14 protein-coding genes are annotated in these 15,260 nt (G+C 71.3%); 7 read left to right on the top strand and 7 right to left on the bottom strand.

From position 1 onward, the window contains the following. Nucleotides 1-544: 544 nt before the first annotated feature. The gene (gene ccmA / locus HII36_RS46310; protein WP_173529742.1) at nucleotides 545-1,168 is read right to left on the bottom strand and encodes a heme ABC exporter ATP-binding protein CcmA; all 624 of its coding nucleotides are present in this window, start codon (nucleotides 1,166-1,168) and stop codon (nucleotides 545-547) included. 116 nt (nucleotides 1,169-1,284) lie between these two features. Between ccmA and HII36_RS46305 the strand changes: the two genes are divergently transcribed. Beyond that, nucleotides 1,285-1,584, top strand: a complete 300-nt coding sequence (locus tag HII36_RS46305) for a hypothetical protein (RefSeq protein WP_173529741.1) — start codon at nucleotides 1,285-1,287, stop codon at nucleotides 1,582-1,584. Between the two features lie 339 nt (nucleotides 1,585-1,923). On the opposite strand, the gene HII36_RS46300 is transcribed toward HII36_RS46305, so the two are convergent. After that, the gene (locus HII36_RS46300; RefSeq protein ID WP_173529740.1) at nucleotides 1,924-3,171 is read right to left on the bottom strand and encodes a glycoside hydrolase family 18 protein; all 1,248 of its coding nucleotides are present in this window, start codon (nucleotides 3,169-3,171) and stop codon (nucleotides 1,924-1,926) included. Nucleotides 3,172-3,779: 608 nt separating this feature from the next. Between HII36_RS46300 and hemW the strand changes: the two genes are divergently transcribed. Continuing rightward, a complete protein-coding gene (hemW, locus tag HII36_RS46295; RefSeq protein ID WP_173529739.1) occupies nucleotides 3,780-5,000 on the top strand; it encodes a radical SAM family heme chaperone HemW in 1,221 nt (406 codons plus the stop codon). Between the two features lie 19 nt (nucleotides 5,001-5,019). Here the strand turns inward: hemW and HII36_RS46290 are convergent, their stop codons facing one another. The 3 genes from HII36_RS46290 to HII36_RS56140 are packed head-to-tail and all read right to left on the bottom strand — an operon-like array spanning nucleotide 5,020 to nucleotide 7,492. After that, on the bottom strand, nucleotides 5,020-5,853 hold the full coding sequence (locus HII36_RS46290; protein WP_173529738.1) for a DUF4870 domain-containing protein: 834 nt from the start codon (nucleotides 5,851-5,853) through the stop codon (nucleotides 5,020-5,022). Further along, nucleotides 5,850-6,659: a DUF3097 domain-containing protein gene (locus tag HII36_RS46285; RefSeq protein ID WP_173529737.1), complete on the bottom strand. Its 810-nt coding sequence runs from the start codon at nucleotides 6,657-6,659 to the stop codon at nucleotides 5,850-5,852. The genes HII36_RS46290 and HII36_RS46285 overlap by 4 nt, the downstream gene beginning before the upstream one ends. A gap of 17 nt (nucleotides 6,660-6,676) precedes the next feature. Further along, nucleotides 6,677-7,492, bottom strand: coding sequence for a hypothetical protein (locus tag HII36_RS56140; RefSeq protein WP_217370802.1), 816 nt, complete (start codon nucleotides 7,490-7,492; stop codon nucleotides 6,677-6,679). 157 nt (nucleotides 7,493-7,649) lie between these two features. Here HII36_RS56140 and hrcA point away from each other — a divergent pair, with 157 nt between their 5' ends. Genes hrcA through HII36_RS46265 form a run of 3 tightly spaced genes read left to right on the top strand, consistent with a single transcriptional unit; the run spans nucleotide 7,650 to nucleotide 10,536 of the window. After that, a complete protein-coding gene (hrcA, locus tag HII36_RS46275; protein ID WP_173529736.1) occupies nucleotides 7,650-8,663 on the top strand; it encodes a heat-inducible transcriptional repressor HrcA in 1,014 nt (337 codons plus the stop codon). Between the two features lie 11 nt (nucleotides 8,664-8,674). Next, nucleotides 8,675-9,814, top strand: coding sequence for a molecular chaperone DnaJ (dnaJ, locus tag HII36_RS46270; RefSeq protein ID WP_173529735.1), 1,140 nt, complete (start codon nucleotides 8,675-8,677; stop codon nucleotides 9,812-9,814). After that, nucleotides 9,811-10,536 carry a 16S rRNA (uracil(1498)-N(3))-methyltransferase gene (locus HII36_RS46265; protein WP_173529734.1) on the top strand — a complete coding sequence of 242 codons (726 nt, stop codon included), beginning with the start codon at nucleotides 9,811-9,813 and terminating at the stop codon, nucleotides 10,534-10,536. The genes dnaJ and HII36_RS46265 overlap by 4 nt, the downstream gene beginning before the upstream one ends. Before the next feature lie 18 nt (nucleotides 10,537-10,554). Here the strand turns inward: HII36_RS46265 and HII36_RS46260 are convergent, their stop codons facing one another. Continuing rightward, the gene (locus tag HII36_RS46260) at nucleotides 10,555-11,190 is read right to left on the bottom strand and encodes a hypothetical protein (protein ID WP_173529733.1); all 636 of its coding nucleotides are present in this window, start codon (nucleotides 11,188-11,190) and stop codon (nucleotides 10,555-10,557) included. Next, nucleotides 11,187-11,666, bottom strand: a complete 480-nt coding sequence (locus HII36_RS46255) for a SigE family RNA polymerase sigma factor (RefSeq protein ID WP_101783532.1) — start codon at nucleotides 11,664-11,666, stop codon at nucleotides 11,187-11,189. Before HII36_RS46255 ends, HII36_RS46260 begins: the two co-directional genes overlap by 4 nt. Before the next feature lie 383 nt (nucleotides 11,667-12,049). Here HII36_RS46255 and HII36_RS46250 point away from each other — a divergent pair, with 383 nt between their 5' ends. Both HII36_RS46250 and HII36_RS46245 read left to right on the top strand, forming a co-directional pair. Next, nucleotides 12,050-13,984, top strand: a complete 1,935-nt coding sequence (locus tag HII36_RS46250; protein ID WP_173529732.1) for a VWA domain-containing protein — start codon at nucleotides 12,050-12,052, stop codon at nucleotides 13,982-13,984. Further along, nucleotides 13,981-15,260 (top strand): extracellular solute-binding protein (locus tag HII36_RS46245; protein WP_173529731.1); only part of this gene is annotated, 1,280 nt, incomplete at its 3' end. The genes HII36_RS46250 and HII36_RS46245, both read left to right, overlap by 4 nt.

The following is a 15,260-nucleotide window of genomic DNA, read 5'->3' as shown; positions in this document are numbered from 1 at the left end:
CGCTCGGCCGCCACCACCCCGCCCAGCTCGGCGACGACTCCGAAGAGCGGGCGTCCGAACACGGCTGCGGCCATCGCCAGTCCGAAGACGGCGACGTAGCGGTCGAGCAGGCTCATCGGCGCCCTTCCACGCGCCTTGATGAATCCCCGCACCTCCCGAATGTCACCCGACCCAACGGCCCCGGACCCGGCAGCCGCGGACCCGGCAGCCCCGGACCCGGCAGCCCCGGACCCGGCAGCTCCGCGCCCGGCAGCCCCAAGCCCGGCAGCCCCAAGCCCGGCGGCCCCGAGTCCGCTGCCTTCGGGTCCATCGGTACCGGGGCTGTCGGCCTCGGGTCCGCCGCCTTCGGGTCCGTCGGTTCTGGGCCTGTCGGTTTCGGGTTCGCTGGCGGTGGGTCCGTCGGTTTCGGGTTCGCTGGATTCGTGCCCGCCGGCTCCGGGGGCGGGTGCCGCAGGTGCGGCGGGCTGTTCGCCTGCGCCATGCGCGCTGGGTTCTCGGTGGGAGTACTCGTTCGCTTCGGCGTCGCTCGCGTCCGGCCCTCGGCTCATGCGGCCGCTCCCTGGGGGGAGACCTGGCGGGCGTGGGTGGCCAGGCCCTGGTCGTGGGTGGCCATGATGACGGTGCCGCCCTCGTCCGCGTACGTGGCCAGCAACTCCGCCAGCCTCTCGCGGAAACCGGCGTCCAGGCCGCGTTCGGGCTCGTCGAGCAGCAGCAGGCGGCTCGGCCGGAGCAGCGTCGCGGCCAGGGACAGCCGTTGACGTTGACCGGTCGAGAGGTTCATCGGCGGCGCGTCGGCGCGTTCGACCAGCGCGAACACCTCGAGCGCGGTCTCCACGGACAGGCGCGGAGCGGCGTGTACGGCGGTCATCAGCTCCAGGTGCTCGCGTGCCGTGAGCCCGGGATACCAGGCCGGCTCGTCGCCGAGCAGTGCCACCCGCTGCCAGAACGAGGCGTCGTCGGCGGGCGGCTCGCCGAAGACGTGCACCCGGCCCGAGGTGATCGGCAGCAGCCCGGCCAGGCAGCGCAGCAGAGTGGACTTGCCCGAACCGTTCTCGCCCACCACCGCGACGATCTCGCCGGGGGACACGGTCAGCCGGAACCCGCGGAGCACGGGGTTGCCGCCCAGCTCGATGGTGAGGTCGTCGATGTCGACGATGCGCTCGTACACCGTTCGAGCCTAGCTATTGAGCCTGCCGATCGCGCGGGAGTCCCGACGGCGCCGGGGATTCTGTCGGTGGCGCTCGCTACGTTCGTCTCCGAACACTTGTGCGACTGGAGGGTAGCGTGATTGCTTCTGAGCGATTCGAGCGTGCCGCCGTGCTGGGGGTCGCTGTGGCGGAGGAGGCCCGGCGGTTGCTGAGGTCTCATGCGGGCCCGACACTGCCGGGGGAGGACGGCACGGTGCTGGTCGACGTCCCGTATCCCGACGCGGCGGTGGTGACGGCGCTGCTCGACCTGGCGGCCGAGTGTTTCGGCGAACGCGGCGACTCGGTGGAGGAGACGCGCCAGGCGGCGCTGGAGACGTTGTTACAGCTTGTGGACTTCGATGGGGAGTCCCAGTTGAACGGTCACCACGGAGCCTGAACCCGCCGCATTGGGGTGGCGGCCGTACCGGATGCGGGACGCCGGACGTCTGCCTGCCTGCGGGCGCTGTGTCGCTTGCTGCGGTGGCTGTGCAGGTTGCTGTGGTGATTGTGGTGGTCGCCGTGGCGGGTGTGTGGGGCGCCGCGGTGGCTGAACGTGCCACCGCGGCGGTTGAGCGGCCGGCCCCGCTGGTGCTGCGTGTTCCCGTATGGGGAGGCCGGCCCGGCGCCGGAGGGTGTGGGTCGGTGGAGAGGTCCGGCGCCGGGACGGAGGGGCAGTGGCCAGCGGGGAGGTCGTAGCGGACGGAGGGTCAGTGCGGGAGGTCCTGGCGGACGGTGGTCAGCGCAGGACGTTGTAGAGGGCGGTGGTGAGGGAGGCCTTGGCGTCGTCCTGGTCGATGGACCACATCATGGACCCGCCCAGCCCCTTCAGCCGGATGTAGGCCGCCTTCTGCATCAGCACCGCCGGGTCGTCGTACGACCAGAACTCGTTGCCGTCGTACAGCCACATCGTTCCGGTGCGGAAGTCGCGGTAGCGCTTGCCGGGCTTGGTGACCAGGTCCTTGTAGTCCTCGGTGCCCGCGCCCCACTTGCCCGGTGCGGGGCCGTCGGCGGGCTTGTAGAGGCCGTCGCCGCCGCCCTTCACGCCGGTCCAGCCCTGTCCGTACGCGGGCACGCCCACGACGATCTTGCGGGCGGGCGCGCCGCGCGACAGGTAGTCGCGGACGGTCTGGTCGACGCTGTAGCGAACCGGGTTCGGGTCCCGGCGGTCCGTCAGCAGGTTGCCGTTGTGGCCGGTCTGGAGCTCCCAGGAGCCGCGCAGGTCGTACCCCTGGATGGTGGCGAAGTCGAGCGCGCGGAAGACGCGGCGCACCTCGAAGCCGGCGTCGATCTTGGCGGTGGCGGCGGGCAGGAAGGCCGACAGCAGGGAACCGGAGGCGTAGGAGCGCATCTGCGCGCGCAGTTCCTCGACGAACAGCGTGAAGTTCCGCTTGTCCTCGGGCCTGAACACGTTGTCCGGGTGGCCGGAGGAGCCCGGCCACTCCCAGTCGAGGTCGATGCCGTCGAAGACCCCTGCGGCCGCGCCCGGCTCCAGCCCGGGCAGGTTGCCGCGCAGCCACAGGTCGACGCACGACTGCGCGAGCTTGGTACGGCCCTCGGGGGTGAGCACGGCGTCGGAGAACCAGCGCGAGCCGGTCCAGCCGCCCAGCGAGATCAGCGTCTTGAGGTGCGGGTGCTTGGCCTTGAGCTTGAGCAACTGGTTGAGGTTGCCGTTGAGCGCCTGACCGGGGGCGTCGGCGACGCCGTCCACGCTCTGCTCGGCCGGCACCGGACGCTGCCAGTCCGCCCACGGGTCGGACGAGTAGCAGGTGCCTTCGGCGTTCACGAAGCCGAACGCGTAGTTCAGGTGGGTGAGTTTGGCGGCGGCGCCCGTCACGTCGATGTCCTTGACGTGGTAGTTGCGCCCGTAGACACCCCACTGGATGAAGTAGGCGACCCGTTTGTACTTGGTGTGCGCTTCGGCGGGCACGGAGACCGCCGTGATGCCGAGTAAGAGCGACAGTGCGAAGAGGATCTTCTTCTTCACCGAGTGTCTCCTGGGGGGCGAACTTATAAGAAACTTTCCTATAAGTTGACGCGATCGTAGGGCTGCGGCCCATGGCCGTCAACGATCCGGCGACCGGTCCCCTCTGTGAGGTTCCTGTCTGTGAGTTCCTGTGCGGCAGGTCCCCTTCGGGAGGTCCCCTTCGGGAGGTCCCCCGGGAGGTTCAGGTTCCTGCCCGCGAGGTTCGTTCGGGAGATCGTCTGGAGTGACCGTCCAGGAGGTCCCCTCCGCGAGGTCCGTCGGGTGACCCTCCGTGAGGCCCGTTCGGGAGGTCACGCCGGGGGTCCGTTCGGGGGGCCTCCGTGAGGTCCGTGGGTCCGTTCGGGGGCCTCGGTGAGGTCCATGGGGTCCGTTCGAGGGGTTCCTCCGGAGGTCCGGTTCGTGGGTCCGTTGAGGGTCCGTCGGGGAGGTGCCTCCGCGAGGTTCGTCCAGGGGGTCTGTTCGGATGACTGTTCTGGAGGTGTCTCTCCGGGGAGGTTTGTTTGGGAGGTCGTTCGGGGTGGACGTCCAGGAGGTCGTCCGGGGAGTGCGCGGGCTTTCGGGTGTCCCGCCGATCTGAGCACCCTCGTGACACCGGCAAACTGGAAGACGTGCCATCCACCCTGCCTGACGGCGATCCCGTACCCACCTCCGGCGAGCTGCCCGCGAGCGCGCTGAGCCGGCTAGGAGAGCGTCCGTTCGGGTTCTACGTGCACGTGCCGTTCTGCGTGACCCGCTGCGGCTACTGCGACTTCAACACCTACACCGCCGCCGAGCTGGGCCCAGGCGCCTCGCATCGCGACTACGCCGACACCGTCGTGGCCGAGATCAGGCTCGCCCGCCGCGTCCTCGGCGCGGCCGAGCTGCCGGTGGAGACGGTGTTCTTCGGCGGTGGCACGCCCACCCTGCTGCCCGCCGCCGACCTGGGCAGGATTCTGGCCGCGATCGACGCGGAGTTCGGGCTGCGGCCGGGCGCCGAGGTGACCACCGAGGCCAATCCGGAGTCCGTCGACCCCGCCTACCTGGACGAACTGCGCGCCGGCGGCTTTAACCGGGTCAGTTTCGGCATGCAGAGCGCCCGCGAGCACGTACTGCGGGTGCTCGACCGCCACCACACACCGGGCAGGGCCGCGCAGGCCGTGAAGGAGGCGCGGGCGGCCGGGTTCGAGCACGTGAACCTGGACCTGATCTACAGCACGCCGGGCGAGAGCGACGACGACTGGCGGGCGTCCCTGGCCGCGGCGATCGAGGCCGAGCCCGACCACGTGTCGGCGTACTCGCTGATCGTGGAGGAGGGCACCAGGCTGGCGGCCAGGATCAGGCGCGGCGAGCTGCCGATGCCGGACGACGACGTCGCCGCCGACCGCTACCTGATCGCCGACGCGATGCTGGCCGAGGCCGGTTTCCACTGGTACGAGGTGTCGAACTGGGCGACGTCCGAGCAGGCGCGGTGCCGGCACAACCTGCTGTACTGGACCGGCGGCGACTGGTGGGCCGCCGGGCCTGGCGCGCACAGCCACGTGGGCGGCACCCGGTGGTGGAACGTCAAGCACCCGGCCGCCTACGCCCAGCGGCTCGCGGCCGGCGCCTCACCCGCGCACGCGCGCGAGGTGCTGTCCGACGACGACCGCGCGGCCGAACGGCTGATGCTGGAACTGCGGCTGGTGACCGGCTATCCGTTGGCCGAGGTGGCCCCGGCCGCGCGTACGGCGGTCGCCGCCGCGCTGGCCGGAGGGCTGCTCGAGACGGAGGCGTTCAAGTCGGGCACGATGGTGCTGACCTTGAAGGGCCGGCTGCTGGCCGACGCGCTGATCAGAGATCTGCTGGTCTAGCGCGGGCCGGCGGGAATTCCTAGGAGATCAGGCGGAGCGCGAACGGGTAGCGGTAGTTCTCGCCCCGGTTCGTGGCGATCGCGGCCTGGATGTGGAAGATCAGCGACACCAGCCAGATCACCGGCAGCAGCAGGAAGCCGATCAGCACGAAGGCCAGGATCATGGCGATGAAGTAGCCGATGAACATGGTGATCTGGAAGTTGAGCGCCTCGGCTGCCTGGTCGCGGACGTAGGGGGCCTCCTGCTTCTTCATCAAGTAGATGATCAGCGGGCCGATCCAGGACACCAGCAGACCGAGCAGGTGCGAGAGCATCGCCATCGTGGTGTCGTCACTGCCGGGACGCGGGCCGAACCGGCCGGGCACGTACGGCTCCTGGGAGTAGCCGGCGGCGGCCCCGTATCCAGGCTGTGCGCCGTAGGAGGGCGGCTGCTGCCCGTAACCAGGCTGCCCGTATCCAGGCTGTCCGTATCCAGGCTGGCCGTAACCCGCCTGGTCGTAACCGGCTTGCCCGTATGCGGGCTGCTGGCCGTATCCAGGCTGCTGCCCGTATTCAGGCTGCCCGTACTGCGGCTGTCCGTACTGAGGCTGCTGCCCGTAGCCGGGCTGCCCGCCGTAGGACGGCGGCTGCTGCCCGTAACCAGGCTGCTGATCGGACCCGTAGCCAGGTTGCTGTCCTGACCCGTAGCCGGGCTGCTGGCCCGACCCGTAGCCGGGCTGGGACCCGGGCTGCTGCCCGTACCCATAGTCGGGCTGGGACCCGGGCTGCTGCCCGTACCCGTACCCGGGCTGGTTCTCCTGGGACGGCGGCACGTACCGGGTCGCGTCGCCGTCCGGCGGGGGGTTCTGGCTCATGGTGTCTCCGTTACGAAGTCGATAAGTTCCTCGACCCGGCCGAGCAACTCCGGCTCCAGGTCGGAATAAGTCGAGACGGCGCCGAGAATGCGCCGCCAGGCGTCCGCGGGTTCCCCGCGCCAGCCCAGGGCGGCGATCACGCCTTCCTTCCACGGCACCCCGCGCGGCACGTCCGGCCAGGACGGGATGCGCAGCGCCGACGGCTTGACCGCCTGCCAGATGTCCACGAAGGGGTGCCCGACGATCAGCACGTCCGGCGAGGTGATCCGGGCCGCGATCCGGCTCTCCTTGGAGCCGGGCACCAGGTGGTCGACCAGCACCCCGAGCCTGCGCCCCGGCTCGGGCGCGAACTCGGCGACGATGTCGGGCAGGTCGTCCACGCCTTCGAGGTATTCGACGACGACGCCTTCCACCCGCAGGTCGTGACCCCAGATCTTCTCCACGAGCGCGGCGTCGTGCACGCCTTCCACGTAGATGCGGCTGGCCCTGGCCACCCGCGCCCGCAGCCCGTCCACCGCGATCGAGCCCGAGGCGCTGCGCCTGGGCCCGGCGGGGACGGCCGTGGTGGGGCGTACCAGGGTGACCGGCTTGCCGTCCAGCAGGAAAGCGGCAGGCGCCAGCGGGAACAGCCGGCGCTTGCCGAAGCGGTCCTCGAGGGTGACGGCTTCCTTGTCGCAGGCCACGACCGCGCCGCAGAAGCCGCTGTCGGCGTCTTCCACGACCAGATCGGGTTCGGCGGGCACCTTCGGGATCGTGCCCTTGCCCGGCCGCCGCCAATTCCCCGCCAGAACGTCACCCTCGTACACACGGGGACCGTAGCAAATCACCCGCCGACCGCAAGGCGCTTACGTGCGCTGCTGCGGCGGATCACGATGACGATGTTCAGGATCAGCGCGAACAGGAACCCGGCGGTGGGGATCAGGAAGAACGCCGCGACGCTGCCCATGAGCCCGCTGACCGCCGCCGTGGCCTCGCGGCCCACGCCGTAGACCTCGGCGCCGGGCTCGTCGGACTTGCAGGTGACCTGGTAGTCGCCCTTGGTGGCGTTGATCTTGAGGATCATCTGCCAGGTGCGCGAGCCGTCGGTGACGGTCTGCTTGGACGCCGACTGCACGAGCCTGCCCTTGCCGTCGCCCCCGGCGATGTTGCACTCGTAGTTGAGCGCCTTGCCGGTGGAGATGTAGATGGCCGGCTGCTCCTCGGGGTCGATCGACACGCTCACCGTTTCGCCGGACGCGAACGGCTTGGTCGGCGCCAGGCCGGTCACGGTGTTGACCGCGCCGACGCCGGCGACCAGGATGCCGCCGCCGATGCTGAGCACGAAGATCACCCAGCCCAGGGCGACCCACCACAGGCTCGGCTTGATCTTCGGCGGGGTGGCCGGGGCCGAGTACTGGGGCGCGCCGTACTGCGGCTGCGGCTGTCCGTACTGGTCATATTGCTGGGCCTGCCCGTACTGCGGCTGGCCGTACTGGTCGTATTGCTGGGGCTGGTCGTATTGCTGGGGCGCCTGCCCGTACTGCTGGGGCTGGCCGTACTGCTGTGACGGCTGTCCGTACTGGGGCGGCTGGCCGTACTGGGGTTGCTGACCGTGGTACGGACCCTGGCCGTACGACGGGGGCTGTGATTCGTCCGTCATGTCGGCAAGTGTGAGGCCTGTCGCTTGTAGGTGGCTAGCAACGGGATGGACAACGGCGTTATCGCACCTTGTGGGTGAGAGCCGTACACTTGGCACTCGGGAACACAGAGTGCTAGACCTGGCGTTTCCTGATAGGCAGTAGGCAGGAGGTGAGCACGTGCTCGACGATCGGAAGCTGGCGGTGCTCCGCGCCATTGTCGAAGACTACGTGTCCACCAACGAACCGGTGGGCTCCAAGGCGCTGGCCGAGCGCCACAATCTCAAGGTCTCCCCGGCGACGGTCAGGAACGACATGGCCGCGCTGGAGGAGGAGGGCTACATCACCCAGCCGCACACCAGTGCGGGCCGCGTGCCGACGGACAAGGGCTACCGCCTGTTCGTCGACCGGCTCTCGCAGGTCAAGCCCCTGTCCGGGGCCGAGCGGCGGGCGATCGAGACGTTCCTGGCCGGCGCGGTCGACCTCGACGACGTGGTCACCCGCACGGTCCGGCTGCTCGCGCAGCTCACCAGGCAGGTGGCGGTGGTGCAGTATCCGGCCCTGACCAGGTCCACGGTCAGGCACGTCGAGCTGGTGCCGCTCAGCGAGCGGCGCGTCATGCTCGTGCTGATCACCAACACCGGCCGGGTCGAGCAGCGCGTCATCGAGCTGCCCGAGGTGGTGGAGGACACCCGCATCGCGCACCTGCGCGCGGTGCTCAACTCCTGCCTCGACGGCTGCGGGCTGAGCAGCGTGCCCGACCTGGTCGCCGACCTGCCCGAGCGGCTGCCGACGGAAGACCGCCCGGCGGTGGCGACGATCTTGTCGGTGCTGCTCGAAACACTCGTCGAACGGCACGACGAGAAGATCGTCTTCGCCGGGGCGGCGAACCTGGCCGGCGCCGACTTCTCCACCGGCCTGCGCGACGTGCTCGAAGCGCTGGAGGAGCAGGTCGTGCTCATGCGGCTGCTCGGCGAGACAACGACAGACACCCCGTCCGCGCTCACCGTACGCATCGGCTCGGAAAACCCCTATCTTCGAGGTACGTCCATCGTCACGACCGGATACGGTTCTGGCGACAACCAACTGGCCCGGCTCGGCGTGCTGGGGCCCACGAGGATGGACTACCCGGTGACGATGGGCGCCGTGCGCGCGGTGGCACGCTACGTCAGCCAGATCCTGGCTGCATCATAAGAGGTCGATAAGTGGCAAACAGCGACTACTACGCCACCCTCGGGGTGCGCCGTGACGCCAGTCAGGACGAGATCAAGAAGGCCTACCGCCGTCTCGCCCGCGAGCTGCACCCCGACGTGAACCCCGATCCTGAGACCCAGGAGCGGTTCAAGGAGATCACGCAGGCCTACGAGGTGCTGTCCGATCCGAACAAGCGCCAGATGTACGACCTCGGCGGCGACCCCTTCGGCGGGGCCGGCGCGGGTGCGGGCGCCGGCGGCTTCGGCGCCGGGTTCCCGTTCAGCGACATCATGGACGCCTTCTTCGGCACGGCCGGCGGCTCGCGTGGCCCGCGCTCGCGTGCGCGCAGGGGCCGCAACGCCACCATCAGGGTCGAGCTCGACCTGCGTGAGACCGCGTTCGGCACCACGCGCGAGCTGGTCGTCGACACCGCGGTCCTGTGCGAGGTCTGCCACGGCGCCGGCGCCGCGCCCGGCACGCACCCCGACACCTGTGACATGTGCAACGGGCGCGGCGAGATCTCGCAGGTCACCCGGTCGTTCCTGGGCCAGGTCATGACCTCGCGCCCGTGCCCGCAGTGCGGCGGCTTCGGCAGCATCATCCGCCACCCCTGCCAGGAGTGCTCGGGCGACGGCCGGGTGCGCACCCGCCGTACGATCAAGGTCCGCATCCCGGCGGGCGTCGAGGACGGCACCCACATCCAGCTCGCCGGCGAGGGCGAGGTCGGCCCCGGCGGCGGCCCGCCCGGAGACCTGTTCCTGGAGATCGTCGAGCGGCCGCACGAGATCTTCGAGCGGCGCGGCGACGACCTGCACTGCACGGTGCAGATCCCGATGACGGCGGCGGCCCTGGGCACCGTGCTGGCCGTGGAGACGCTCGACGGCTCCGAGGAGGTCGACGTCCGCCCCGGCACCCAGTCCGGCCAGGTCATCACCATGTACGGGCGCGGCGTGCAGCGGCTCAACGAGTCCGGCCGGGGCGACCTGCTGATCCACGTCAACGTGGAGACGCCGCTGCGGCTCGACCCGGCACAGGAGGAACTGCTGCGCGAGCTGGCCAAGCTGCGCGGCGAGGAGCGTCCGCCGGGCAAGTTCGCGCCCGGCCAGCAGGGGTTCTTCTCCCGGCTGCGTGACGCCTTCAACGGGCGATGAGCGTCCCCGTCTTCATCAGCGACGAGCTCGACGGCCCTGAGCTGGTGCTGGGCGGCCCCGAGGGCCGTCACGCGGCGGCGGTGCGCCGGCTGCGCGCGGGGGAGCGGGTCGACCTCACCGACGGGGCCGGCCGGGTCGCCGAGTGCGTGGTGCGCGAGGCGCTGAAAGACTCACTCAGGCTCGACGTGCTGGCCCGCCGCGAGGTCGAGGCGCCCAGGCCGCGGCTGGTCGTGGTCCAGGGGCTGCCCAAGGGCGACAGGGGCGAGCTGGCGGTCGAGATGATGACCGAGGTCGGCGTCGACGTGATCGTCCCGTGGGCGGCCGCGCGCAGCATCACCCAGTGGAAGGGCGACAAGGTCGCCAAGGCGCTGGGCCGCTGGCGTGCCACCGCGCGCGAGGCGGGCAAGCAGGCCCGCAGGTTCCACCTGCCCGAGGTGGCCGAGCTCGCCTCGACCGCGCAGGTCGAGTCGCTGCTGTCGAGCGCGGCGCTGGGCCTGGTCCTGCACGAGGAGGCCGACGAGCCGCTGTCGGGCGTGGCGCTGCCGCCCGGCGGCGACATCGTGATGGTGGTGGGCCCGGAAGGCGGCGTGGCCGAGGCGGAACTGGCCGGGTTCCGTGCGGCCAAGGCCGTGCCGGTGCTGCTCGGCGCCACCGTGCTGCGTACCTCGACGGCAGGGGTGGCGGCGGCGTCGGTGCTGCTCAGCCGCACCGGCCGCTGGTGAAGCCGCTCTTCTTTCCGGTCAGGGGGTCGTGCGGGGGTCGCCGACGAGCGGGCTGGCCGCGTCCGACGGCTGCGGCATGTCGTCGGGCGGGCACTCCTCGGGCGGGCAGGTGCCGGACGGCGAGAGCGACTCCGACGGCGTAGCCGTGGGCGTGGGCGTCTCCGCCTCGGTGGGGCACTCGCTCGACTCCACCTGATCGCCGACCGGCGTCGGGCACGAGGTCGGCGTCGGCGACGCGACCGGCGTGGACGGCCGGCTGGTCGAATGCGCGTTGCCGCTCTTCCTGGGCGCCTCGGTGGTGACCGGCGGAACCGCGGGCTCCGGCTGCGTCGGCCTGGGCGGCTGCGAGGTCGGCTTCGGCCGGCTGGTCGAGGTCGCGGACGGCAGCGGCGACGTCTCCTTGATGTGATCGATGCCCTGCGGATCGATGACCCGGGCCCGCAGTTCGGGCACGACCATCACGATGGTGCCCGCCACCAGCACGGCGCTGGCGGCCGCGGCACCGGCGCGCCACCAGAACAGCGAGCGCACGCCGCGCCGCTCGATGCGGGCGCGGATGATCTGCAGGCTCTCCGGCGAGGGCACGACCGCGTCCGCCTCCGCGTGGAGCGCACGGCGCAGGACGTCGCCGTGCTCGTCGGGGGGCTGGGTCATGACATTTTCTCCAGGACGGATCGCAAGGCGGCCATGCCACGTGCCGTGTGGCTCTTGACCGCGCCCTTGCTGATGCCCATGGCGTGGGCGATCTCAGCCTCGGACAGATCACCGTAGTAACGCAGAACCAGTGCTTCTCTCTGACGTGTCGGCAGGGCCCGTAACGCCTCGATCACAGCGGAGCGTTCCAGTTCCCCGATGGCGCCGTTCTCGGCACTCGGGGCATCGGGCAGGCCCTTGGGCGCGTACTTCTCGACGACCGCGCGGTGACGCAGCACGGAACGGGACCGGTTGACGACAGATTGACGCAGGTAGGCGAGTGCTTTGTCGGGGTCGCGCAGTCTACGCCAGGCGCCGTGGATGGCGACGAACGCATCCTGCACGACTTCCTCCGCGGTTGCTATGTCGCGCACCAGCAACACAGCGAGACGCACCAATGACCGAAAGTGCGCGCTGTACAGCGCGGTCACGGCCATGTCGGCGTCCCACCCGACCGGCACCGCCCCCACGGACCTGTCGGCCAGAAGGGTTTCGGTGGTCACATCTGTGGGACGCGCGGCCTTCCCAGAGGGTTTACTTTCTTCCGGTTCCTGAGGTTTCCCCGGTTCCTTAGGGTGCATTACCCAGTCGTGTCCTCGCCAGGTGGCGCCTCGCCCGACCCTGAATCGTCCATTTATTCCAGAAGTGTCGCACACCAACCCTAACCGCGAGGATCTTCATGCGCACGACACGGCTGATTACCGATTCACAACGGTAGGGCAGTCCGGTGACCCCGGCCGGGTGAACTCGTGGTGAGGTCGTGGACGGCGGATTAAAATTCGCAGCACCGCAACCCTTTCCGACGTCAGCGGATGAGGCCATGGCAGACGAGGAACCGACTGAGCCGAAAGGCTGGGCCACGATACTCCTCCTGTTCATCGGGGCCTTCACGTCGGCGCTGGCCGCGTACCTGCTCACCCAGAGCGCCGCGATGGCCTGGATCCTGGGCCTGGCGCTGCTGGCCAGCGTGATCGCCTACCTGGTGCGCACCAGGCCCGCGCCGAGCGGCCCCGGCCCGCTGCGCACGGTCTGGACGTGGATCGACCGGCAGCTCACCCGGCTCGTCGCGCTGGTCAAGGGACTGGCGGTGGCGCTGATGGCCGCGGCGGCGGGCGCGGTGCCCGGGGTGGCGCTGGTGCTGGTGCTGGCCTGGACCGCGATGGCGGTTCAAGGCGGCGTCGGCACCCTGATCGGCGCGCCGTGCCGGGCGGCGCTGGAGCTCAGGCTGGTCACCGCGCCCGAAGGCGTCGCGACGTTCGCCAGGGCGGGCACCGAGTTCGCGCGGAGCACCACGGACCTGCGCGGCTGCCCCCGGGTACGGGTCTCGGCCGCGGCCGCGCCGCCGCTGAAGGAGTTCCTGGCCGGGTTCGAGCGCGATTGGTCCGACGGCGGGCCCGCCGCCTACAGCACGATGATCGGGATGCGGCCCGACCTGTGGATCGCGGCCAGTCCGGCGGCGGTGCGGCTCGCCGCCGACCGGGCCGCGCACAAGAGCCCCAAGGTCACGCTGACCGACTTCGGGGCGTTCGCCACGTCGGCGCTGGCCGTCGCCGTCCCGCCCAAGCAGCAGCCGAACTTCGCCGGAGACGGCCCCGTCGCTCCGCTGGACAAGCTGGTGGCCGCCCGCCTGGTGCGGGCCAGGGCGGACCTGTCGGAGACGGCGCTGGCCGCCACCTCGGCGCTGCGCGGCAGGTTCGGCGAGGCGGCGCTGACCCCGCAGGGCGTGCCCACGCGCGACGCCGCCGCGCTGCTGTGCTGGCTGGGGCGGCCCGCCGGCGGCCGGCAGCAGCTCGACGTCGAGACCAGGCCGATGCTGGTGCCGGAATACCTGGTGTACGCGTTCAACCGGCGTCAGGCGTTCGGGCCGTGCGCGGCCAGGCAGAGCGGCAAGAACCTCACGCCGTACCTGCTGCCGGGCGCGCCGCTGCTGCAGTACCGGCTCGTGTACGTCAAATGGCCCGACCACCAGGACGAACGCGCCTACTGGGCGCAGCGGTTCCAGCGCTGGCTGGCCGGCACCTGGGCCCCGGCCAACGGTTTCAGGGACACCGCGGGCGCGGGCACGTTCACCGAGCCCTCGCTGCCCGTCGACAGCGGCGCGGCCGTGCTCGACGAGAAACGCGCGCCCGCGCTGGCCGCCGAGCTGGAGGCGGTGCGCAAGCAGCACCCGCCGGGCGACCTGCTGCTGGCCGTCGACAACTCGCTGAGCATGGACGTGCCGCGAGCCGACGGCCAGAGCCCGTCGGTGCTCGCCGCCGGCTTCGGCAAGGCCCTGCTCAGGCGGCTGCACGGGGAGATCGACCAGGTCAGGCTGCGGGTGTTCTCGGTGGCTCCGGCCTACGGACAGGGCAAGCTGCGCAGGCCCACCCCCGCGCCCGACCGCGACACGCCGGAGGCCGCCGTCGCCAGGCTGGGCCTGCCGATCACCGGGTCCAAGGGCGACGTGCCCCTGCCCGACGTGGTCGCGCTCGCCGAGACCGAGCTCGACGCGGCGATCCGGCCGAACCGGACGGTGGTGGTCGTCACCGACGGCACCAGGCTGCCCGTCACCCGGTCCGACGCCGACTACCTGGACGAGCTGCTCAAGGAGAGCGACACCGAGGTGGAGCTCGTGCTGGCCGGCGACCAGGACTGCACGGCCGCCCATCTCAAGGAGCTCGACCGGGCCGACCTGATCACCTGCACGAAGCTGGACGAGGCCACCGAGCGCACGGCCGACGCCGTCCTGGCTCGGATCTGGGAGGACGACAGGTGAAGCCCCGGCCCCGCATCCATCGGCTGGCGGCCGGGTTCGGCTTCACGCTGGCCGCGGTGCTCACGTTCTACCGGCTGATCGCCCTCCCCGGCACCGGCACGCCGCCGGTCTGCCCCGAGCACGAGCGGATCCAGGTGGCCGCGGGCCGCGACGTCAGCGTCGGCGGCTACCGCCGGGCCCTGTTCGAGCGATGGAACGCCGAGAACGACCCGGGGCAGAAGGACGTGGACGTCGTCGAGCTGTCGCCGACCGCGGACGAGGCGACCAGCGAGATGCTGGCGGCCCTGCAGGGCGACCAGTGCCCGCGCTACGACGTGGTGGTGCTCGACGTGGCCGTGACACCGGAGTTCGCCGCGGCCGGGCTGCTCGAGGACCTCGGCGAGGTCGGCCCCGGCCGGTTCGTGCCGGCCGCGCTGGCCACCGGGGAGTGGGAGGGCACCCAGTACGCGCTGCCCTTCGCCACCGATGTCGGCCTGCTGTTCCGCCGTCCAGGCGCGGCGCGCCCGGCCGGCTGGGCCGAGCTGTGGCAGCGGGCGGCGCCGCGGTCGCTGGTGGCCCAGACCGCCGACTACGAGGGCGGCACGGTGCACCTGCTGGAGGCGGCCGCGGCGGGCGGCGGCCGGCTGGTGCGCGACGGCGAGCCGGCCATCGACCGGGCGGCCAGGCAGTCGCTGGCCGCCTGGTGGCAGGCGTCCCAGAGCGACAGGTACACCGAGGGGCAGTTGAAGGAGCAGGAGTCGTTGTCGGCGTTCGTCGCCGGCGAGGGCACCTACCTGCGGCACTGGCCGTACGCGCGGTTCAAGCTGGCCGCCGCGGGCGTGGACGTCGAGGTCTCCGCGCTGCCCGGGGCGGCGCTCGGCGGGTCGAACCTGGCGATCGCGGCCAGGTCCGGGCTGAAGGCGGAGTCCAGGGCGTTCATCGAGCGGATGACCGAGGTGACGGCGCAGCAGGAGCTGTTCTCCTGCGGCGGCTACGCGCCCGTGGTCGAGGCCGCCTACTCGGCGGTCAAGCCCTGCGCGCTGCCGGTCGACGAGGAGGAGGCGGGGCCGGCGATCGGGCCGGCGGAGCTGAAGGCGTACCTGGAGGTCATCCGCGCGGCGTTGCGCGGCGCGGAACGGCCCAAGCTCGCCCACTACGGGCAGTTCAGCAAGACGCTGCGGGCCTGCGTGCGCGACGTGCGGGAGAAGGGCCACGACAGCGGCGCGGCGTTCGCCGAGACCCTGGCCCGCGAGCTGGGCGAGGTCCTGCCCGACGCGATCGCGGGGAAGCCCGGCCC

It is taken from the genome of Nonomuraea antri (assembly GCF_013283785.1).
Taxonomy (GTDB): domain Bacteria; phylum Actinomycetota; class Actinomycetes; order Streptosporangiales; family Streptosporangiaceae; genus Nonomuraea; species Nonomuraea antri.
This window is presented reverse-complemented; position numbering and strand designations above follow the sequence as displayed.

Coding starts and splice junctions, on each gene's coding strand:
- HII36_RS46260 (WP_173529733.1), bottom strand. CDS start 11,190: ATGACCCAGCCCCCCGACGAGCACGGCGACGTCCTGCGCCGTGCGCTC.
- HII36_RS46290 (WP_173529738.1), bottom strand. CDS start 5,853: ATGAGCCAGAACCCCCCGCCGGACGGCGACGCGACCCGGTACGTGCCG.
- HII36_RS46265 (WP_173529734.1), top strand. CDS start 9,811: ATGAGCGTCCCCGTCTTCATCAGCGACGAGCTCGACGGCCCTGAGCTG.
- HII36_RS46250 (WP_173529732.1), top strand. CDS start 12,050: ATGGCAGACGAGGAACCGACTGAGCCGAAAGGCTGGGCCACGATACTC.
- HII36_RS46255 (WP_101783532.1), bottom strand. CDS start 11,666: ATGGCCGTGACCGCGCTGTACAGCGCGCACTTTCGGTCATTGGTGCGT.
- HII36_RS56140 (WP_217370802.1), bottom strand. CDS start 7,492: ATGACGGACGAATCACAGCCCCCGTCGTACGGCCAGGGTCCGTACCAC.